Genomic DNA, 21,061 nt, shown 5'->3' on the forward strand with positions numbered 1-21,061 from the left:
CCGGCAGGACAGAGGGGGGCGCGACGGAACGCCAACTTATGGAATTGGCTCTCGCCAATCGAACTAAGCCTTCACCCCTTCGACTGCTGGATCAGCCCATAGAGATTGGTGCAGCGCGCTCCGGAGCGGCAATAGGCGAACACCGGGCCGTCGAGTTCGTCGAGCGCCTCGGCCTGGTCCTCGACATTCTCGGCGGTGATCTGGCCGCTGATGACAGGGATGTAGCGGAAGGCGAGGCCTGCGGCTTCGACCGCTGCCTTGAGCGTGTCGGCCGAGGGCTGGCCAGGCTGCTCGTTGTCGGGCCGGTTGCAGATGACGCTCTTGAAGCCGGCTTCCTTGATGGCGGCGACGTCTTCGGGCTGGATCTGGCCCGAGACAGAATAGTCCTCGCTGATCTCACGATATTCCATGGCGGCATCCTCGCAATCTGGTTTGGCGGGAGTCTTGCCACTCCCTGACGGGATCGGCAACCGCGCAGAAAGAAATCCCACCTTGCAGATAGACATTTCCGCCGGAAAATCCAGCCGGGCTGGCCCGGCTGGATGGCGAGTATTAATCAGCTGCCGAGGATGGCGCCTTTGATCTGGGCGATGTTGTTGTGCATCATGTCGATATAGGTCGCGGCCGGGCCGTCGGGCTGCGACAGCGCATCCGAATACAGCGTGCCGCCGACCTTGATGCCGGTCTCGCTGGCGATCTGCTCGATCAGCCGCGGGTTGGTGATGTTCTCGACGAAGATCGCCGCGGCCTTGTCCTGTTTGACCTGGTTGACCAGCTTGGCGACGTCGGCGGCCGAGGGCTCGGAGTCGGTCGACACGCCTTGCGGGGCAAGGAAGGTCAGGCCGTATGCGTGCTCGAAATAGCCAAAAGCGTCATGCGAGGTGATGACGACGCGCTTTTCCTCAGGGATCGAGGCGATCGCCGCTTTCACTTCGCCTTCGACCGCATCGAGCTTCTTGGTGTAGGCGGCGGCATTGGTCTGGTAGCTGACGCAGCCTGCGGAATCGGCGGCGCAAAAGGCCTCGGCGATGTTCTTCACATAGATCTTCGCATTGGCGATCGACTGGAAGGCATGCGGATCGGTGACCGTCTTGCCACCGCCGGTACCTTCGGCCGCGTCCGCGTCAGCGAATTCCGGCTTGAAGTCGATCGGCGTCACGCCCTTGGTCAAGGTGACGATCGAGGCCTTGGTGGCGCTGGCATCGACCAGGCGCTGCAGGAAGCCTTCGAAATGCAGGCCGTTGACCAGCACCAGATCGGCTCCGGCCATGGCCACCGCGTCGGCCGGGCTCGGTTCGTAGACATGGGCGTCGCCATCCGGCCCGACGATGGTGGTGATGTTGACCCGGTCGCCGCCGACATTTTTGGCGAAATCGGCAATGACGGTGAAGCTGGCGACCACCTTCAAGGGTGCCGCGAAGGCCGACGAGGCGCCAAAGGCAGTTAATGTTATAACGCTCATCGCCAAAGCAGCGCGGATCGATTTCAGCATGGACAATTCTCCTAAGGGGCGGGGGGATCAGGCCGTTCTGTGACGGTGGTGGACGATGCGGGCGCGCAAAATGCCGCGCGTGCCGAACAGGATCGAGGCGAGATAGACGACACCGGCGGACAGGATGATGGCCGGGCCGGATGGCAGCGAGGCGTGATACGACAACAGCAACCCGGCGATGCAGGAGGCAAAGCCGATCAGCACCGCCAGCACGCACATCGGCTCGACGCGCGTCGTCCAGAAGCGGGCGGCGGCGGCGGGCAGCATCATCAACCCGACCGAGAGAAGCGTACCGAGCGCCTGAAAGCCGCCGACGAGATTGAGCACGACGAGGCCGAGGAAGATGAAATGCACCGGGCTGCCGAGCCGGCTGACTGAGCGAAGGAACAGCGGGTCGAGACATTCGGCGACGAGAGCGCGCCAGAAGATGGCAAGGCTGACCAGCGTGACCAGCACAATGCCGCCGATCAGCGTCAGCGCTTCATTGTTGAGCGCCAGAACGGTGCCGAACAGCACATGCATGAGATCGACGCTGGAGCCGCGGATCGACACCATCAGCACGCCGATGGCGAGCGAAATCAGGTAGAAGGCCGCCATCGAGGCGTCTTCGCGCTGGATGGTGAAACGCGAGACGGCGCCGGCGCCGAGCGCGACGATGATGCCGGCAATCAGGCCGCCAATGGTCATCGGCAGGATTTCGAGGCCATAGAGCAGAAAACCGGCGGCGGCGCCCGGCAGGATGGCGTGGGCCATCGCATCGCCGGACAGGCTCATGCGCCGCAGCATCAGGAACACGCCAACTGGGCAGGCGCCGAGCGACAGCATCAGTGAACCGAACAGCGCCCGCTGCATGAAGCCGAAATCGGCGAAGGGCGCGATGAAAAATCCGTAGAGCATGTCCATCAGGCAGCCCTCGGCCCGGAGCCGTGATGATGGTCATGGTCGTGCCCATGGGCATGATCGTGGCCGCTGTGATCATGCGCGTGGTCATGGCCGTCCGGCTCGCACCACGGCGCGTTTTCCTCCCAGGCTTCATGGAAGCGGCGGGCGCGCAGCAGGTTTTCCGGCCGCAGCGTTTCCCTCGTTTCGCCCCAGGCGATCGGCTGGCGGGCCAAAAGCAGCGTTTCGGGGAAATTCTGCCGCACAAGATCGAGGTCGTGGACGACGACCATGATGGTGCGTTCCTCGCCATGCCAGCGCTTGATCAGCGCGATCAGGTCGCCGACGGTCTTGCTGTCGACGGCGTTGAACGGTTCGTCGAGCAGGATCAAATCGGCATCCTGCAACAGCACGCGGGCAAACAGCGTGCGCTGCAACTGGCCACCCGACAGCGTGTCGATCGGTCGCTTCTCGAATCCACCGAGCCCGACGGCCATCAGCGCCTGGCTGACGGCGTCGCGGTCTTCCCTGGTGTAGCGGCCGAGCAGGCCGCGCTTTGGCCACAGCCCGAGTGATACAAGGTCGACGACCCGGGCGGGGAAGGAGCGGTCGAGCTCCGACTGCTGCGGCAGATAGGCGGCGCGCACGCCGGGCGCGCGGATCACCGAACCGGCCATCGGCTTCAGCACCCCGACAATGCCCTTCATCAGCGTCGACTTGCCCGAGCCGTTGGCGCCGACGACGGCGGTCAGCGAACCCTTACGGATCGTGCCGTCGAGATGGTGGATCGCCGGATGGCTGCCATAGCCGAGCGTCAGGTCGCGGAAGGTCAGGCAGGCATTGGTCATCGGCGGTCCGTGGGGCGGCGGCCCATCATGCGGGCTGCGATGTCGATATGTGATGTTATTACATTAGTCAACAAGCCAATCCGGCGGAATTACGGCGCAACGGTCAACTTGCCGTGTGCCCTTTTTGAAGACGCGTTGGCTCAAAAGGATTCGCGCGGCCGATCTTGCCCCAAGCCGGCGGCGACTCTAAAGAGGCGCAACCACAAAGGAAGGAAACATCCCATGAGCATTCGTCGCATCGATGTTGGCCCGCGCATGAGCCAGATCGTCATCCACGGCAACACCGTCTATCTCGCCGGTCAGGTCGGCACCCCCGGCGCGAGCGTTGGCGAGCAGACCAAGTCGATCCTGGCTTCCATCGACGAATTGCTGGCCAAGGCCGGCACCGACAAGACCAAGATCCTGCAGGCGATCATCTGGCTGGCCGACATGGGCACCTTCGCCGAGATGAACAAGGAATGGGACAAGTGGGTGCCGCAGGGCAACACGCCCGCCCGCGCCACCGGCGAGGCCAAGCTTGCCGGCCCGGAATACACCGTCGAGATTATCGTTACAGCGGCGATCTGAGGCTTTTACCCTCCCCCTTGTGGGGAGGGTCGCTGCGAAGCAGCGGGGTGGGGGTCGGCGCCGCGCCCCCACCCCGTCTCGCAATCTCCGCTTCGCTCCGACTGCGAGCCGACCCTCCCCACAAGGGGGAGGGTAAGAAACTACCCCTGCGAAGGCGTGAACCTTGCCACCAGCGTGTGGCTCTCGGCAGCGTAGGTGAAGCGCACATGGGTCACCGGGTGCTCGGCGCTCCATGTTCTGCGCTCGACCACCAGGCACGGCGCGCCGGCTTCTATATCCAGCGCCGCCGCAATGTGCTTGTCGGCGGCAATGGCGCGGATGCGGTGTTCGGCGGCACTCCACGGCACGCGGCCGATCAGCCACGGGCCGGGTGCGGTGGCCAAAAATTCCTCGTCGGCTGCTTCAGGCACGGCGGTCAGGTTGATCAGCCGCTGTTCATGGGCGAACGGCCGCTTGCCGGCGAAATGCCGGCACTCCAGCGCCAGCACCGGCCCGGCGGCGCCGAGTTCCAGCAAGCTGCGATCATCGGTGCTGCTGCGCCGTTTCAACCGCACAACCCGCTCGTAGCGGTAGGGTAGACCGAGCGCCTCGACCTCGATCCTGATGTCGTGGATCTCCAGCACCGCGGCCTGCGACTGCGGCTGGCGGACAAAACTGCCGGAGCGCCGCCGCCGCTCGATCAGTCCGGCCTTGGCCAGTTGCGACAGCGCTTTGTTCACCGTCATGCGTGAGCAATTGTACTCGGCCGTCAGTTCGTGCTCGAACGGGATGCGGTGGCCGGGCGCCCAGGCGCCGGACAGGATTTTTTCGCTGATGTCGGACAGGATGCGCTGGTGCAGCGAGCCGCCGCCCTCCGCATCCACTGTCGCGATCATGCTCATGCCGCCAGGTCCGCCATCACCTTGCGAAAACGCGTGGCAACGGCATCGCGCCTTGCATGCCTGCCGCCGCTGACCTGCTTTTTCCCATGCACCCAGACGCAATCGACCTTGCTGCCATTGGCAAAAATCCAGGCGTCGAGCACGGCATCACCGGTCTTGCCGGTGAGGGAGGGGTGGTTGCCATCGAGTGACACGAAATCAGCTGGGGCACCGGCAGCGATCTGCGACGGACCGGCGCCAAGCGCTACACTGCCGCCATCGAGTGCCGCATCGAACAGCGCACGCCCGGTCGAGCCGCCGGCCACCGCCAGAACGTTGCGGGCGCGATGCGCGAGACGCTGCGAATATTCGAGCTGCCGCAATTCGTCGGGCAGGCCGATCAGCACGTTGGAATCCGAGCCGATACCGAAGCGGCCGCGATGCTGCGTGAACAAAGGTGCTGCAAAGGTGCCGTCGCCGAGATTGGCCTCGGTGATCGGGCAGAGGCCGGCGATGGCGCCGCTCCTGGCCATGCCAGTCGTTTCCGCGTCGGTCATATGGGTGGCGTGGATGAAGCACCAGCGCTGGTCGATTTTGGCGTTGGCGAGCAACCATTCGACCGGTCGTGCGCCGGACCAGGCCAGGCAATCCTCGACTTCTTTTACCTGCTCGGCGACGTGGATGTGGATCGGCCCATGGGGCGCCATCGCGGTCACGGCAGTGAGTTCCTCGGGCGTCGCGGCGCGCAAACTGTGAGGGGCGACACCGACGACAGCGTGATTCAACGCGCGAACGGATTCGCGGGCTTTCTCAAGCAGTCGTCCGAAGCGATTCACATCGTTGATGAATCGGCGCTGGCCTTCATTTGGGGCAGCACCGCCGAAGGACGAATGCGCGTAGAACACCGGCAGCAGCGTCAGGCCGATGCCGGTTTCGGATGCGGCAGCGGCAATGCGCTCGGCCATCTCGGCGATGTTGGCATAGGGCTTTCCATCGCGGTCGTGGTGGAGATAGTGAAATTCGCCGACGCGCGAAAAGCCGGCCTCCAGCATCTCGACATAGAGTTGGGCGGCGACCGCCTCCACCTGGTCTGGCGTCATTGACAGCGCGAAACGGTACATCACCTCGCGCCAGCTCCAGAAACTGTCGGCCGAGGGGCCGCGCAATTCGGCAAGGCCGGCCATGCCGCGCTGGAAGGCGTGGCTGTGCAGGTTCGGCATGCCGGGGAGGACAATGGCGTGCCGCTCGTCGCCCGCCTGCGGCGAGGAGCCCGGCTTGACCGCGGTGATCCCACCATCAGTGACGACGATCCGTACCTTGTCATGCCAGCCGTCAGGCAGGAGCGCCTGTTCCGCAAAGATCGCCGTCACTTTTCTCTCCGGTTCTCTGTGTCTCATGCGATGATAGCACTTGCAGTGCGTTTCAATATGTATATACATAATCGTCATCCAATCAAACGGAAAAGATGATGGCTGCAGAAATCAAAGGCCGGGCAGGGGCGATTCGCATCTGGCGCAATGCGCGCCTGGTAACCATGGCCGAAAATGCTGCCGGCCTCGGCATCGTCGAAAAGGGCGCGATCGCCGCCCGCGACGGCGTGATCGTCTATGCCGGTTCGGAAGCCGACATGCCGGCAGAACTTGGCAAGGGCGCTGCGACGGTAGATTGCGAAGGCCGCTGGATCACGCCTGGCCTGATCGATTGCCACACTCATCTCGTCCATGCCGGCAACCGCGCCAATGAATTCGAGATGCGGCTGGCCGGCGCCACCTATGAAGAGGTCGCCAGGGCCGGCGGCGGCATCGTCTCCTCGGTCAAGGCGCTGCGCGCCGCCAGCGAGGCCGAACTGGTCGCGCAATCGCTGCCGCGCCTCGATGCACTGATGGCCGAAGGCGTGACTACGGTCGAAATAAAGTCAGGCTACGGGCTCGACCTCGAAAACGAGACAAAATCGCTGCGTGCCGCGCGGCAACTGGGCAAAGCGCGCTCGGTGACGGTGCGCACGACCTTCCTCGGCGCCCATGCGCTGCCGCCGGAAGCCAAAGGCGACAAGGACGCCTTTATCGATCTGGTGGCAAAGGCGATTCTTCCGGCGGTCGCCGCTGAAGGTCTGGCCGACGCGGTCGACGGCTTCTGCGAGGGCATCGCCTTTTCGCCGGAGCAGATGGCGCGGGTCTTCGATGCGGCGAAGGCAGCGGGCCTCCCGGTCAAGCTTCACGCCGACCAACTCTCCAACCTGCACGGCGCCGAACTTGCCGCACGCTATGGCGCGCTGTCGGCCGATCATCTCGAATACACCGACGAGGCGGGTGCTGCGGCGATGGCCAAGGCCGGAACCGTGGCGACGATCCTGCCCGGCGCCTATTACTTCATCCGCGAGACCAAGAAGCCGCCTGTCGGCCTGTTCCGCCAGCACGGCGTCAAAATGGCGGTCGCCACCGACAACAACCCCGGCACCTCGCCGCTGACCTCGCTGCTTTTGACCATGAACATGGCGGCGACCCTGTTTGGCCTGACCGTCGACGAATGCCTCGCCGGCGTCACCCGCGAGGCCGCTCGTGCACTCGGTCTGCTGGGAGAAACCGGCACGCTCGAGGCTGGAAAATCCGCCGACTTGGCGATCTGGAACATCGAGCGCCCGGCCGAACTCGTCTACCGCATGGGCTTCAACCCGCTGCATGCCCGCATCTGGAGAGGACAATGACCGAACTGACGCTCAAGCCCGGCAACGCAACGCTGGCCGAATGGCGCGCCATCTATCGTGGCGCCGTACCGAAGCTGGACGACGCTTGCCGTCCCAAGATCAAGGCCAGTGCGGAGGCGGTGGCCCGCATCGTCGCCAAGGGTGAGCCGGTCTATGGCATCAACACCGGCTTCGGCAAATTGGCCAGCGTCCGCATTCCCGCCGCCGACCTCGAAACCCTGCAGCGCAACATCGTGCTGTCGCATGCCGCCGGTGTCGGCGAGCCGATGCCGGTTGCTGTTACCAGGTTGATGATGGCGCTGAAGCTTGCCAGCCTGGCGCAGGGCGCCTCTGGTGTGCGGCCCGAAACCATCGAACTCCTGGAAGCGATGCTGGCCAACGACGTCATCCCGGTGGTGCCGGCGCAAGGCTCGGTCGGTGCTTCCGGCGACCTCGCGCCGCTGTCGCACATGACGGCAGTGATGATTGGCGTTGGCGAATGCTTTACCCCGCATGGCCGCTTCCCGGCCAAAGTCGCCTTCGTCTCGCACGGGCTGGAGCCGGTGACGCTCGGCGCCAAGGAAGGCCTGGCGCTGCTCAACGGCACGCAGTTTTCGACCGCCTATGCGCTGGCTGCCCTGTTTGAGGCCGAGGTGCTCTACCAGTCAGCATTGGTCGCCGGCGCCCTGTCGACCGATGCCGCGAAAGGCTCGGACGCGCCATTCGACCCGCGCATCCATCTCCTCAGGAAACACCCCGGACAGATCGAGACGGCGGCAGCGCTGCGCAATCTGATGGCGGGCAGCGCCATCCGTGAATCGCACCGAGTCGGTGACGAGCGCGTGCAGGACCCATACTGCCTGCGCTGCCAGCCGCAGGTGATGGGTGCAGCCCTCAGCGTGCTGCGCCAGGCCGCCGACACGCTCGGCACCGAGGCCAATGGCGTCACCGACAATCCGCTGATCTTCGCCGAGGACGACACCGCGCTTTCCGGCGGCAATTTCCACGCCGAGCCGGTGGCCTTTGCCGCCGACATGATCGCGCTCGCCGTCTGTGAGATCGGCTCGTTGTCGGAGCGGCGCATCGCCATGCTGGTCGACCCGGCGCTCTCCGGCATGCCGGCTTTTTTGACCCCGAAGCCGGGTTTGAATTCCGGCTTCATGATCCCGCAAGTGACGGCGGCGGCCCTCGTCTCCGAGAACAAGCAGAAGGCCTATCCGGCTAGCGTCGATTCCATCCCGACCTCGGCCAACCAGGAGGACCATGTCTCGATGGCGGCGCACGGCGCGCGCCGGCTGATTGGCATGGTCGAGAATGCGACGGCCGTCATCGGCATCGAATTGCTGGCCGCGGCGCAAGGCTGCGATTTCCACCTGCCACTGCCGTCGAGCGAGGCGCTCGAGGCCGTGCGCAAGCTGGTTCGGGCCGAGGTGCCGCATCTCGACAATGACCGGCATTTCCATCCTGACATGGAAAAGGCCATCGCGATGGTGCGCAGCGGCGCGGCGGTGAAGGCTGCAAATGCCGTGGCGCTGCCGGGGATTGCGTCGTGATATTGAATGCAGCCATAGGTCGCGATCCTTCGCGCCGCCGTAGAGCGCCGGCGTCGGGGAAACTCTCATGACCGCGCCCTGGCTCACCGTCACCCGCGGCACCGCACCTTTGCTGGTGTCGATCCCGCACACCGGCATCGACCTCGCCGGCATTGAAAACCGGCTGGTCTCGCCCTGGCTCGGCCGTCGCGACTGCGACTGGTGGATCGACAATCTCTATGACTTCGCGGCCGACCTCGGCGCGACTGTCGTGCATACCGCCATCTCGCGCACGGTGATCGACGTCAACCGCGATCCGTCCGGCGTCTCGCTCTATCCCGGCCAGGCCACGACCGGGCTATGCCCGACCGAGACCTTCGACGGCGACCCGCTCTACCGCATGGGTGAGGAACCGACGCCGTCCGAGATCGACCGCCGTCGCGAAACATATTTCGTGCCCTACCATGCCGCCTTGCAGGCCGAGATCGATCGGCTGCGCAGCCTGCACGAAAGGATCGTTCTCTACGACTGCCACTCGATCCGCTCGGTGCTGCCTCGCCTGTTCGAGGGCACGTTGCCGGTCTTCAACCTCGGCACCAATGACGGCAAGAGCGCCGATCCGGCGCTGCAGGAAAAGGTCGCCGGGATCATGGCCGCAACCGGTCAGACATGGGTGGTCAACGGCCGGTTCAAGGGCGGTTGGATTACGCGCCATTTCGGCCAGCCGCAGAACGGCGTCCATGCGCTGCAGATGGAGCTTTCCAACCGCGGCTACATGCGCGAGCCCGACGAGAAGGGCGCGCCGGACAACTGGCCGGTGTCCTACGACGCCAGCTTCGCAGCGCCGATCCGCGCGACGCTGAAGAAAATCCTGGAAAACGCGATTTCATGGGCTGAGCGCTGACTGGCGCCACACATCTCATTCGAAAGGGAACGACATGAACGATCCTCGCCACAACATTCGTGAAGTCCGCAGCCCGCGCGGCGACAAGCTCAACGCCAAATACTGGACGACAGAAGCGCCGCTGCGCATGCTTATGAACAATCTCGACCCAGAGGTCGCCGAAAACCCCAACGAGCTCGTCGTCTATGGCGGCATCGGCCGTGCCGCGCGCACCTGGAACGATTTCGACAGCATCGTCGCCTCGCTGAAGACCCTCAATGAGGACGAGACGCTGCTGGTGCAGTCCGGCAAGCCGGTTGGCGTGTTCCGGACGCACACCGATGCGCCGCGTGTGCTGATCGCCAACTCCAACATCGTACCCCACTGGGCAACCTGGGATAAATTCAACGAGCTCGATAAGAAGGGCCTGATGATGTACGGCCAGATGACGGCCGGCTCCTGGATCTATATCGGTACGCAAGGCATCGTGCAGGGCACCTACGAGACCTTCGTCGAAGCCGGCCGCCAACACTACAACGGCAACCTCAAGGGCAAATGGATCCTGACCGGCGGTCTCGGCGGCATGGGCGGCGCCCAGCCCCTGGCCGCTGTAATGGCCGGCGCCTGCTGCCTGGCCATCGAATGCAATCCGGACTCGATCGATTTCCGCCTGCGCACCCGCTATGTCGACGAGAAGGCCGAGACGCTGGACGAAGCGATGGAAATGATCGAGCGCTGGACCAAGGCCGGCGAGGCGAAGTCGGTCGGCCTGCTCGGCAATGCTGCCGAGATCGTGCCGGAAATGTTCAGGCGCGGCATTCGCCCCGATATGGTCACCGATCAGACTTCGGCCCACGACCCCATCAACGGCTATCTGCCCAAGGGCTGGACGATGGCTGAGTGGCGCGAGAAGCGCGTCTCCGATCCAAAGGCGGTTGAAAAGGCGGCGCGTGCGTCGATGCGCGAGCATGTCGAGGCGATGGTGGCGTTCTGGAACGCCGGCGTGCCGACGCTCGACTACGGCAACAACATCCGCCAGGTGGCCAAGGACGAAGGTTTCGAAAACGCCTTTGCCTTCCCGGGCTTTGTGCCGGCCTATATCCGGCCGCTGTTTTGCCGCGGCATCGGTCCGTTCCGCTGGGCAGCACTCTCGGGCGATCCGGAAGACATCTACAAGACCGACGCCAAGGTGCGCGAACTGACGCCGGGCAACACCCATTTGCACAACTGGCTCGACATGGCGCGTGAGCGCATCGCGTTCCAGGGACTGCCGGCGCGCATCTGCTGGGTCGGCCTCGGCGACCGCCACCGGCTTGGCCTCGCCTTCAACGAAATGGTGGCCAAGGGTGAGCTCAAGGCGCCGGTGGTCATCGGCCGCGATCACCTCGATTCCGGCTCGGTCGCCTCGCCGAACCGCGAGACGGAATCGATGAAGGATGGCTCTGATGCGGTGTCCGACTGGCCGCTGCTCAACGCGCTGCTGAACACCGCATCGGGCGCCACCTGGGTGTCGCTGCACCACGGCGGCGGCGTCGGCATGGGCTTTTCGCAGCATTCTGGCATGGTCATCGTTGCCGACGGCACGCCGGATGCCGCAAGGCGCCTGGAGCGTGTGCTGTGGAACGACCCGGCGACCGGCGTCATGCGCCACGCCGATGCCGGCTACGACATCGCCATTGCCTGCGCGAAAGAGCACCAGCTCAATCTTCCCGGCATTCTCGGCTGATTGGCAGAAACGATGCGCATCCTTCGTGCCGCCTCCTACCGCGTCATGCCGTGGAAGAATGGCGGCGGCACGACCACCGAAATCACCGTTTCGCCTGATGGCTCCGGCCTCGACGATTTCGACTGGCGCGTCTCGATGGCGCGCGTCGCCAGTAGCGGTCCGTTCTCCGGTTTTGCCGGCGTCGACCGCACGCTGGCCGTGCTGGAAGGCGAGGGGATTGTCCTCGATATCGCCGGCCAGCCACCGGCTGAACTGACCAAAGCGTCCGCCCCGCTTGCCTTTCCGGCCGATGTGCAAACGTCAGCCGCGCTGATCGGAGGTCCGATCACCGATCTCAACGTCATGACCCGCCGCGGGCGGATGACCCACACGGTCGAACGCCTGATGATTTCCGCCCCAACCGGGGTTCAGCCGGCGGCCGATATCACCCTTGTCCTGTCTCTGGACAGTGACGTCACGGTGGCTGGCGCAGCACCCGCCCGCATCGAGCCGCTCGACGCGCTGCTGCTCGAGCCCGGCGCCGGGAAATTGCGCCTGGAGCCGGCGGGGGAGACGACCCTGTTCGTCATCCGCATCGAGCGTGTTTCCGGCAACGATTAACGCCTGTTGCCAAACATGATCGCGACGCTGGCAAAATATAGCGTAAGCTGTTGGCCGGATCACGAAAAAGCCTGAATCCTTCCGTCGATCAAATGCGGACGGGAGCGTGGGGCGCTCGTCCTAGAGTTGTCGAGAGATGACGCCCTGTCGCGGTGCGGAGACAAACTTTCGGCCAAGTGTTGCGATGCAACCAATTGCATTTGAAACGGTTTTAGGGACATTGCCGTGGCGGTGACGCCGCACTGCGTCCCCTCATGCGGAATTTTCAATGAATATTCAGACGAATCCGGCCCAGATCGAAAAGACGAGCGCCAAGTTCCCGGCCATCACCGAAGAGCCGATCCGCTCCAACTTCCTGCCGGAGGATCGTCTGCGCACGCTGGGCGTCAGCCTTGCCAAGGGCGACCTTACGGATCTGTTCGGCTTGACGCCGTTCGACTTCCAGGCCCGCATCCGCGACAGCGCCAAGAAGATTCTCGAAGTCTACCGCTCGACCAATGCCGCGCAGGCGCGCGGCGAAACCATCACGCCGGCGGCGCAATGGCTGCTCGACAACAATTATCTGGTCGAGGAAACCATTTTCCAGGTCAAGCGCGACCTGCCGCGCCGTTTCTACCGCCAGTTGCCGACCCTGAAACTGTCAGAAACCACCGTCGTGCCGCGCGCGCTGGCGCTGGCCTGGACCTATGTCGCGCATTCCGACAGTTCCGTCTCGGCGACCATGTTCAAGTCGATCGTCGAGGGTTTTCAGTCCATCGAGCCGCTGAAGATCGGCGAACTCTGGGCGCTGCCGTCGCTGCTGCGCTTCGTCCTCATCGAAAACCTTCGCCGCATCGCGGTGCGCGTCAATCGCACCCGGCAGATGCGCCAGATCGCCAATGAGGTCGCCGACCGCGTCCTGGCGACCGATGACAGCGCCGACCGCCAGGCGATCCTTGCGAATTACGGCGCCCATGCGCAGGACACCACCTTTGCCACCCAGTTGCTCTACCGCCTGCGCGACGGATCGCAGAATGCCGGCCGGGCGCTGGAATGGCTGGAGGGCGAGCTCGAGAAGACCGGCTCCGACGCCGAGGAAATCATCATCGGTGAGCATCACACGCTGTCCAGCGGCAATGTCACCACCGGCAACATCATCCGCGGCCTGCGGCTCATCAATGACGTCGACTGGACAGTGTGGTTCGAAGGCGTCAGCCGCATCGACACGGTCTTGCGCGAGCGCACCGATTTCGCCGCGCTCGATTTCTTCTCGCGCGACCAGTACCGGACCTCGATCGAGCAACTGGCGCGCCGCTCCGACCTGTCGGAATTTCGTGTCGCCGAACGGGCAATCGAACTCGCCGGCCACGCCGCTCCGAGCGAAACCGCGAGCACTGACGCCGCCCAGCCCGATCCAATTGCCCAGGCTGACGTCGGCTTCTTCCTCGTCGGCCCGCGCCGGTTGGAGCTGGAGAAGTCGATCGGCTACCGGCCGACCATCAGCGAGAAGATCAAGCGGGCATTCCGCAAGACCGGCTGGCTCGGCATTGTCGTGCCGGTGTTTGCATTGACGGCCCTGCTTCTCGTCCTTTCCGGCAACGCGCTGGCCAATCTCGGCCTGTCGGTGCCGTCGATCGTCCTCATGCTTGTGCTGTTTGCCGTGCCGGCGAGCGAAGGCGCGCTCGCCTTCTTCAACACCGTCGTGTCGCTGTTCCTGAAGCCGACGCGGCTCATCGGCTATGACTACAAGCATGGCGTGCCGGCCGAAGCGCGTACGATGGTGGTGGTGCCGTCGCTGATAGGCTCGCGCGACGATGTCGAGGAAAGCATCCGCAACATCGAAGTGCATCATCTCGCCAACACTGCGGACGAAATCCATTTCGCGCTGCTTTCGGACTGGCCGGACTCGAAAACCGAGATCGATGCGGCCGACGTCGAGATCCTGCAATTCGCCCGCGACGAGATCGCCCGGCTGAACGCCCGCTACCCCACAGAGGGCGCGCCGCGCTTCTACGTCCTGCACCGCCGCCGGCTCTACAATGCCGCTCAAGGGTGCTGGATGGGCTGGGAGCGCAAGCGCGGCAAGCTGCACGAACTTGACCTGCTGCTGCGCGGCGACAGCGACACGACATTCCTTCCGCCCGGCGTGCCGTTGCCGGAAAACGTCGTCCACGTCATGACGCTGGACGCCGATACCCGCACCACACGCGACGCCGTTGCCACGCTGGTCGGCAAGCTCTGCCACCCGCTCAACCGTCCGCATTTCGATGCAACCAAGCGCGTCGTGACCGCCGGCTACACCATCCTGCAGCCGCGCATTACGGCGTCACTGACCAGCGGCGACGACGCCTCGTTCTTCCAGCGTGTCTTCTCGGCCAATCGCGGTCTCGACCCTTACGTCTTTGCCGTGTCGGATCTCTACCAGGACGTCTTCGGTGACGGCTCCTTCACCGGCAAGGGCCTCTATCACATCGACGCCTTCGAGGCGGCGCTGAAAGGCCGTATCGAGGAAAACACCATCCTCAGCCACGACCTGCTCGAAGGCGCGCTGGCGCGCTCGGCTTTGGTCACCGACGTCGAACTGGTCGAGGATTATCCGACCCGCTATTCGGTCGACGCGTCGCGTCACCATCGCTGGGCACGTGGCGACTGGCAGCTTCTCGGTTTCATCCTCGACCCGCGCTCGGACGTGCCGGCACTGTCGCGCTGGAAGATGGTCGATAATCTGCGCCGCTCGCTGACGCCGATCTTCTGGGTGATGGCGGCGATCGCCGGCTGGACGCTGCTGCCGTTCACGCAGGCCGCGCAATGGCAGGCACTGCTGATCCTCAGCCTGTTCATGGCGCCGACCTTCGACATCGTCAACGCCATCCTGCCTAAGAGCGGCGACCAGACGGCGCGCGGCCATTTTTCCGCTCTGGCGCGCGATGTCGCCTTCGGCACCGCCATGGTGGCGCTGAAGATCGTGCTGATGGCGCACAACGCCTGGATGATGGGCGATGCCATCATCCGCACGCTTTACCGCCTGTTCGTCAGCCGTCAGAACCTGCTTGAATGGCGCACCGCGTCGCAGGCGCACAAGAGCGGCGACAACGATATCGGCTCCTATTACGGCATGATGTATGGCGCCGTGATCATCGGCTTCGTCGGTCTCGCCATACCGGTGCTGGCCGATTCCACCGGCGCCTTCGTCGCCTTTTTCTTCGCCCTGTTCTGGATCGGCTCGCCGGCCATCGCCGCATGGATCAGCCGTTCCGCCGAAACCGAGGACCAGCTGCGCATATCGGCGGCCGATGTTCATACGCTGCGCACCGTTGCGCGGCGCACCTGGCACTATTTCGAAACCTTCGTGACGGCAGAACATCACAATCTGCCGCCGGACAATTTCCAGGAAAGCCCGGCACCGGTGGTGGCGCCGCGCACGTCGCCGACCAATATCGGCGTCTACCTGCTGTCAGTGGTTTCGGCGCGCGATTTCGGCTGGATCAGCCTGTCCGACGCCATCACCCGAATCGATGCGACGATGACAACCATCGAGAGCATGCCGCGCAACCGCGGCCATCTCTTCAACTGGTATGACACGACGACGCTGAAGCCACTCTATCCGCTCTATATCTCGGCCGTCGACAGCGGCAATCTCGCCGGACATCTGGTGGCGGTGGCCGCCGCCTGCGCCGAATGGGCGGAAGCGCCGTCCGTGCATCTGCAAGGCGATTTCGAGGGCGTCCTCGACACGGTGACGATCCTCGACGAGAGCCTCGAGGAACTGCCCGACGACCGCCGCCAGCTCAGGCCGTTGCGCCAGCGGCTCGCCGACCGCCTCGACGGCATGCGGCGCGCGGTGATGACGATCAAGGCGCAGCCGGAAATGGCGTCGATCCGTACCATCAACCTGGCGGTGCTGGCCGGCGAGATCCGCAAGCTCGCCACCGCCATCCACACCGAGGCTGCATCGCCGCGCAGCGACGTCATCGCCGACTGGGCGGCGAGGCTGGAGGCGACCTGCGAGGCGCACGTCCACGATTCGCATAGCGACGAAAACGCGGTCGAAGCCTTGCGCGCCAAGCTGCTGGCGTTGCGCGAGCGCACGCGCCGCTTCGCCTTCGAGATGGAATTCGCCTTCCTGATGCGGCAGGAGCGCAAGCTGCTGTCGATCGGCTACCGCGTCGAGGAACACCAGCTCGACGAAAGCTGCTACGACCTGCTCGCCTCCGAGGCGCGGCTGACCAGCCTGTTTGCCATCGCCAAGGGCGACCTGCCGACGGAGCACTGGTTCCGGCTTGGCCGGCCGATCGTCGAGATCGGTTTCCAGGGCGCGCTGATGTCCTGGTCCGGCTCGATGTTCGAGTATCTGATGCCGCCGCTGGTGATGAAGGAGCCGCAAGGCTCGATCCTCAACCAGACCAGCAAGCTGATCATCAAGCGCCAGATCCAGTATGCCCGGTCGAAGAACGTGCCGTGGGGCATTTCGGAAGCCGCCTACAACGCCCGCGATCGCGAGCTGACCTACCAGTACACCAATTTCGGCGTGCCCGGCCTCGGCCTGAAGCGCGGCCTTGGCCAGAACACGGTGATCGCGCCTTACGCGACCGTGCTGGCGGCGCAGTTCACGCCGCGCGAATCCGTCCAGAACCTGGCCAGGCTGAAGGCGATCGGCGCCCTTGGCCGGCACGGCTATTACGACGCCGTCGATTTCACGCCGCAGCGCGTGCCCGAGGGCACCGACCATGCCGTCGTCTTGAACTACATGGCCCACCACTCGGGCATGTCGATCGCCGCCGTTGCCAACGCCATCTTCGAAGGCCGCCTGCGCGACCGCTTCCACAGCGATCCGGTGATCGAGTCCGCCGAATTGCTGCTGCAGGAGAGGGCGCCGCGCGACATCCCGACCGCCACGGTCAGGACCGAGGCCGACGAGCGCTCGAAGGACGAGACCGAGCTCGAGAGCCCGGATTCCCGCATCATCCTCGATCCGGCCAAGGCGCTGCGTTCGACCAGCGTCATGTCCAATGGCCGCTATTCGGTCATGGTCACCGCCACCGGCTCCGGCTACAGCCGCTTGGGCGAACTTGCCGTCACCCGCTGGCAGCCGGACCCGACCGAAGACCGGCTTGGCTCCTATATCTTCCTGCGGGACGCCGGCACCGGCGACTGGTGGTCGGCCACATCGGAGCCGAAGCGGGCAATCGACGAGAAGGTGCAGACGCTGTTCTCCGACGACAAGGCGAGTTTCGTCAAATCGGTGGGATCGCTGCGTTCCGAGGTCGAATGCATCGTCATCTCGGAAGGCAATGGCGAGGGACGGCGGGTCACGCTCTTCAACGACGGCCCGGCCGACCGGCATATCGAAGTGACCTCCTTTGCTGAGCTGGTGCTGGGCTCCGACACATCGGACAACGCGCATCCGGCCTTTTCCAAGATGTTCGTCGAAACCGAGATCGCGGCCAACAACGCGGCGATCTTCGCCACCCGGCGCAAGCGCGACAAGAACGAGCCCGATGTCACCGCGGTGCATTTCGTCACCGATCCGTCCGGGTCGGCGCGCGATGCCGAAGCGGAAACCGATCGCCGCGCCTTCATCGGCCGCGGCCGCACCATCGCCGACGCCGCTGCCTTCGACCCGGGCGCCAAGCTTGGCGGCCATTCCGGCTTCACGCTCGACCCGGTCGCTTCGCTGCGCCGGCAAGTGCGCGTTCCCGCCAACAAGAAGATCTCGCTGACCTTCTGGACCGTCGTCGGCGCCAACCGTGCCGAACTCGACGAAGCCGTCGCGCGGCTCGATCATCCGGAAAGCTTCGCCCGCCAGGCGATGCTCGCCTGGACCCGCAGCCAGGTGCAGACACGCCATCTCGGCCTCAGCCTGACCGACGCCGCCAATGTGCAGAAGCTGGCGCGCTACCTGATCTATCCGGATCCGTTCCTGCGCCTTCCCGCGGAATCCATCGCCTCGGGGCTAGGCAAGCAGTCCAGCCTGTGGCCGACCAGCATCTCCGGCGATTTTCCGATCTTCCTGGTCAGGATCGGCGACGTCGCCGATCTGGAGATCGTCGCCCAGGCGCTTCGTTTCCAGGAGTATATGCGCGCCCGCGGCATGATGATCGACTTCGTCGTCGTCAACGAGCAGGCTTCGTCCTACGTTCAGGACCTGCAGCGTGCCGTCGAGACGCTGTGCGAAAACAGCCGCCTGCGCGGCAAGGAACTCGGGCCGCGCCAGCACATCTTCGCCGTGCGCCGCGACCTGATGGACGAGGCGACCTACAAGACCTTGCTGGCCGTCGCCCGCGTCGTGCTGCACACGCGCAACGGCACCATCTTCGACCAGATCGAGCGCGCCGAGGCGGCAGCGCTGCAGGCGCGCGACGCCCTGCAGCCGCCGGCTACGGCAGCCCTTCGCGAACCGTCCTTGCCGGTGCCGAGCGCGACGGCGTTTCATGCTCCGGTCGAAAGCAGCGCCGACGGCAGTGGCCTCAGCCTGTGGAACGGGTTTGGCGGCTTCGAAGGCGACGGACGTCACTATGTCACGCGCCTTGCTGGCCGGCGCACGACGCCGCAGCCATGGATCAACGTCGTTTCCAACGCCTCGTTCGGGTTCCATGTTTCGGCCGAGGGCGCCGCCTTCACCTGGAGCCGCAACAGCCGCGACTATCAATTGACGCCGTGGTCGAACGACCCGGTCTCAAACCGGCCGGGCGAGGGCATCTACATCTACGACCACGCCAGCGGCCGGGCGTTCTCGCCGACGGCCGCCGTGGTGCGCGATCCGGCCATGACCTATGAAACATGGCACGGCCAGGGCTTTTCGACCTTCCGCTCCAGGCGCGGGCCGCTGTCGATGGACCTGACCCATGTCGTGGATCCACTCGATCCGGTGAAAATCACGCGGCTGCGCATCCAGAATGCCGGTTCGGTGCCGGCGCGGCTGCGCATCTATGCCTATGCCGAATGGGTGCTTGGCGGCCATCGGTCGCGAACGGCGGCCACCATCGTTTCGTCAAGGGATGCCGCCACCGGCGCGCTGCTGGCGCAAAATCCCTACGGGCTCGATTTTGCCGAACGGGTGGCCTTCCTGGCCGCCGACGGCGCCGTGCAGTCGGTGACATCCGACCGTGGCGAGTTCATCGGCAGGCAAGGCACCGCCGAACTTCCGCACGCCGTGCTAAGCGGCGCTGCCCTGTCGGGCCGGGTCGAGGCTGGCGACGATCCTTGTGCCGCCATCGCACGTGACGTCGACATCCCCGCCGGCGGCGACGTGACATTGCTTTGGCTGCTCGGCGACGCTGCGTCCCCCGACGAGGCCAGTGCCCTGGTGCAGACCCATCGCGGCAAGGATTTCGATCAACGGCTGGCCGACAACGAGCGCGAGTGGCGCGGCTTCCTCGACACCATCCAGGTCGAGACGCCGGACAGGGCACTCGATGCCATGGTCAACCACTGGCTGCCCTATCAGAGCCTTGCCTGCCGCATCCGCGCCCGCTCCGCCTTCTACCAGGCAAGTGGCGCCTTCGGCTTCCGCGACCAGCTGCAGGACACGCTGGCCCTGCTGGCGCATGATCCGAAACTGGCGCGCGACCAAATCCTCAACGCGGCGCGCCGGCAATTCCCCGAGGGCGACGTGCAGCATTGGTGGCTGCCGCGCACCGACGCTGGCGTCCGCACCATGATCTCGGACGATGTGGTCTGGCTGGCGCATGCCACCGCACGCTATCTGCTGGTGACCGGCGACACCGCGATCCTGAAGGAGCAATTGCCCTTCATCGACGGGCAGGTGCTGGGTGAGGGCGAGCACGATGCCTTCTTCACGCCGGAAATCTCCAAGACCACCGCCTCGCTCTATGACCATTGCGCGCGCGCGCTCGACCTTGCCGTCAAGCGCAGCAGCCCTGCCGGGCTGCCGCTGATCCTTGGCGGCGACTGGAACGACGGCATGAACCGCGTAGGCGAACAGGGCAAGGGCGAGAGCGTCTGGCTGGGCTGGTTCCTGTTGAAGACGCTGGGCGACTTTGCCGCTGTCGCCAAAACGCAAGGCGACAGCAAGCGGGGGCAGGCCTGGACCAGGCATGCCGACGTGCTGAAGCGGGCGCTGGAAAGCACCGCGTGGGACGGGCAATGGTATCGCCGCGGCAGCTTCGACGACGGCACGCCGCTTGGGTCGCACGATTCCGACGAGTGCAAGATCGACTCGATCGCCCAGTCGTGGAGCGTGCTTTCGGGCGAGGGCGATCCGGCGCGCTCGACCACGGCCATGCAGCAGGCGACCAAGATGCTCGTCGACGACGAGCTCAAGATCGTCAAGCTGTTCACACCGCCATTCTCCAAAACGGAGAAGGATCCGGGCTACATCAAGAGCTATCCGCCGGGCGTCCGCGAGAATGGCGGCCAGTACACCCACGCGGCGACTTGGTTCGTCATCGCGCTCGCCGAAATGGGGCGCACCGACGACGCCTATCGCTGTTTCTCGATGCTCAACCCGGTCAACCACGCCCTGGATGAGGGCGCGGCAGAGCATTATCGGGTCGAGCCCTATGTCGTCGCCGCCGACATCTATGCCGGCGAAGGCAAGGGCGGCCGTGGCGGCTGGACCTGGTACACCGGCTCTGCCGGCTGGCTGTACCGGGCTGCGGTCGAAAGCATCCTCGGCATCGAACGGCGCGGTCAGAGCATCCAGTTCAGGCCGAAACTGCCGGGACATTGGGATGGCTATTCGGCGACGCTGAAGATGTTGGGCGCCGAAATCAAGCTTCGCGTCGTCCGCGACAAAAAAGCCAAGGCTATCTCGCTCGAAGTGAACGGGGTGAAGACAAAAACCTCGTCTTTCGAGCCCAAGGCCGGTGACAAGGCCGAGGTGGTCGTCAGGATTCCGGCCTAAAGCGCCGCATTCCAGAGCGCCGCGCGCCCCTTTTTGGGGCGCGCCATAGTATCCATTCGAAATCGGCACCGACTTTTCCCCATCTGACCTTCGTCGGGGAAGCCATGGCGTGTAGTTTCAATGGCTTGGAGTATCCCGGGGCGGTG

At 64.8% G+C, this 21,061-nt stretch carries 13 protein-coding genes; 7 read left to right on the plus strand and 6 right to left on the minus strand.

Annotation, left to right across the window (positions count from 1 at the left end; translation table 11 throughout):
- Positions 1 to 71 precede the first annotated feature (71 nt).
- The 4 genes from AC1DX6_RS30065 to aztA form a co-directional block, all read right to left on the minus strand.
- On the minus strand, positions 72 to 410 hold the full coding sequence (locus AC1DX6_RS30065; protein ID WP_477320140.1) for a protein tyrosine phosphatase family protein: 339 nt from the start codon (positions 408 to 410) through the stop codon (positions 72 to 74).
- 146 nt (positions 411 to 556) lie between these two features.
- A complete protein-coding gene (aztC, locus tag AC1DX6_RS30070; protein WP_477320142.1) occupies positions 557 to 1,492 on the minus strand; it encodes a zinc ABC transporter substrate-binding protein AztC in 936 nt (311 codons plus the stop codon).
- A 27-nt stretch (positions 1,493 to 1,519) separates the two neighbouring features.
- Complete coding sequence (gene aztB / locus AC1DX6_RS30075; protein ID WP_477320144.1) at positions 1,520 to 2,395, minus strand: zinc ABC transporter permease AztB; 876 nt, start codon at positions 2,393 to 2,395, stop codon at positions 1,520 to 1,522.
- Positions 2,395 to 3,219, minus strand: coding sequence for a zinc ABC transporter ATP-binding protein AztA (gene aztA / locus AC1DX6_RS30080; protein WP_477320146.1), 825 nt, complete (start codon positions 3,217 to 3,219; stop codon positions 2,395 to 2,397). The genes aztB and aztA overlap by 1 nt, the downstream gene beginning before the upstream one ends.
- 222 nt (positions 3,220 to 3,441) lie before the next feature.
- Here aztA and AC1DX6_RS30085 point away from each other — a divergent pair, with 222 nt between their 5' ends.
- Complete coding sequence (locus tag AC1DX6_RS30085) at positions 3,442 to 3,786, plus strand: RidA family protein (RefSeq protein WP_112392605.1); 345 nt, start codon at positions 3,442 to 3,444, stop codon at positions 3,784 to 3,786.
- A gap of 140 nt (positions 3,787 to 3,926) precedes the next feature.
- On the opposite strand, the gene hutC is transcribed toward AC1DX6_RS30085, so the two are convergent.
- A complete protein-coding gene (hutC, locus tag AC1DX6_RS30090) occupies positions 3,927 to 4,667 on the minus strand; it encodes a histidine utilization repressor (RefSeq protein ID WP_477320149.1) in 741 nt (246 codons plus the stop codon).
- A complete protein-coding gene (locus AC1DX6_RS30095) occupies positions 4,664 to 6,016 on the minus strand; it encodes a formimidoylglutamate deiminase (RefSeq protein ID WP_477320151.1) in 1,353 nt (450 codons plus the stop codon). Before AC1DX6_RS30095 ends, hutC begins: the two co-directional genes overlap by 4 nt.
- A 98-nt stretch (positions 6,017 to 6,114) precedes the next feature.
- Between AC1DX6_RS30095 and hutI the strand changes: the two genes are divergently transcribed.
- The 6 genes from hutI to AC1DX6_RS30125 all read left to right on the plus strand — a co-directional run bounded on the left by hutI (position 6,115) and on the right by AC1DX6_RS30125 (position 20,915).
- A complete protein-coding gene (hutI, locus tag AC1DX6_RS30100; protein WP_477320153.1) occupies positions 6,115 to 7,350 on the plus strand; it encodes an imidazolonepropionase in 1,236 nt (411 codons plus the stop codon).
- Positions 7,347 to 8,882 (plus strand): histidine ammonia-lyase, encoded by a 1,536-nt coding sequence (gene hutH, locus AC1DX6_RS30105; protein ID WP_477320155.1) that lies wholly within the window; start codon positions 7,347 to 7,349, stop codon positions 8,880 to 8,882. The genes hutI and hutH overlap by 4 nt, the downstream gene beginning before the upstream one ends.
- A gap of 67 nt (positions 8,883 to 8,949) precedes the next feature.
- Entirely contained in the window at positions 8,950 to 9,765 is an 816-nt protein-coding gene (gene hutG / locus AC1DX6_RS30110) for an N-formylglutamate deformylase (RefSeq protein ID WP_477320157.1), read from the plus strand.
- Positions 9,766 to 9,799: 34 nt separating this feature from the next.
- A complete protein-coding gene (gene hutU, locus AC1DX6_RS30115) occupies positions 9,800 to 11,470 on the plus strand; it encodes a urocanate hydratase (RefSeq protein WP_477320159.1) in 1,671 nt (556 codons plus the stop codon).
- 12 nt (positions 11,471 to 11,482) lie between these two features.
- Positions 11,483 to 12,070 (plus strand): HutD/Ves family protein, encoded by a 588-nt coding sequence (locus AC1DX6_RS30120; protein WP_477320161.1) that lies wholly within the window; start codon positions 11,483 to 11,485, stop codon positions 12,068 to 12,070.
- 268 nt (positions 12,071 to 12,338) lie between these two features.
- Entirely contained in the window at positions 12,339 to 20,915 is an 8,577-nt protein-coding gene (locus AC1DX6_RS30125; RefSeq protein WP_477320163.1) for a glycoside hydrolase family 94 protein, read from the plus strand.
- Positions 20,916 to 21,061: the final 146 nt, after the last annotated feature.

It is taken from the genome of Mesorhizobium sp. P2_C4 (assembly GCF_056404575.1).

Bases quoted from the DNA above. Each gene is read 5' to 3' on its own strand.
- AC1DX6_RS30065 (WP_477320140.1), bottom strand. From the start codon at position 410: ATGGAATATCGTGAGATCAGCGAGGACTATTCTGTCTCGGGCCAGATC.
- aztC (WP_477320142.1), bottom strand. From the start codon at position 1,492: ATGCTGAAATCGATCCGCGCTGCTTTGGCGATGAGCGTTATAACATTA.
- aztB (WP_477320144.1), bottom strand. From the start codon at position 2,395: ATGGACATGCTCTACGGATTTTTCATCGCGCCCTTCGCCGATTTCGGC.
- aztA (WP_477320146.1), bottom strand. From the start codon at position 3,219: ATGACCAATGCCTGCCTGACCTTCCGCGACCTGACGCTCGGCTATGGC.
- AC1DX6_RS30085 (WP_112392605.1), top strand. From the start codon at position 3,442: ATGAGCATTCGTCGCATCGATGTTGGCCCGCGCATGAGCCAGATCGTC.
- hutC (WP_477320149.1), bottom strand. From the start codon at position 4,667: ATGAGCATGATCGCGACAGTGGATGCGGAGGGCGGCGGCTCGCTGCAC.
- hutI (WP_477320153.1), top strand. From the start codon at position 6,115: ATGGCTGCAGAAATCAAAGGCCGGGCAGGGGCGATTCGCATCTGGCGC.
- hutH (WP_477320155.1), top strand. From the start codon at position 7,347: ATGACCGAACTGACGCTCAAGCCCGGCAACGCAACGCTGGCCGAATGG.
- hutG (WP_477320157.1), top strand. From the start codon at position 8,950: ATGACCGCGCCCTGGCTCACCGTCACCCGCGGCACCGCACCTTTGCTG.
- hutU (WP_477320159.1), top strand. From the start codon at position 9,800: ATGAACGATCCTCGCCACAACATTCGTGAAGTCCGCAGCCCGCGCGGC.
- AC1DX6_RS30120 (WP_477320161.1), top strand. From the start codon at position 11,483: ATGCGCATCCTTCGTGCCGCCTCCTACCGCGTCATGCCGTGGAAGAAT.
- AC1DX6_RS30125 (WP_477320163.1), top strand. From the start codon at position 12,339: ATGAATATTCAGACGAATCCGGCCCAGATCGAAAAGACGAGCGCCAAG.